We start from the raw sequence: 297 nt of genomic DNA on the forward strand, positions 1-297 counted from the left end.
ACTGTATACGTAACTAGAATAGTACCACCAGCGCCACAAGTGGAAGCAAGGTTCGTAAATACATAATCTGAAGTTACATCAAATACTGCATCTGTATCACAGCTATCTGTACCACAAGATTGAAGAGCAAGTATGTTAGCAGCATTCCAATCGTTAGCGATCGTTTCGTTATCTGTACCATTACATTCTATAGTTTCGTCTATTACAGTACAAGATGTTAAGTCAGGACCGATAGAATCTTCAAGAGTAAGCGTTGCAGTAAGTATAGTTTCGTTACCACAATCATCAGCAACGGTA

At 38.7% G+C, this 297-nt stretch carries 1 protein-coding gene; it reads right to left on the reverse strand.

Annotated elements, in window-relative coordinates; translation table 11 throughout:
• Window positions 1-297, reverse strand: a 297-nt coding sequence (locus ACVCZW_RS00470; protein ID WP_452231354.1) for a hypothetical protein, incomplete at both ends; no start/stop codon positions are given.

It is taken from the genome of Lacinutrix sp. MEBiC02595 (genome assembly GCF_053601555.1).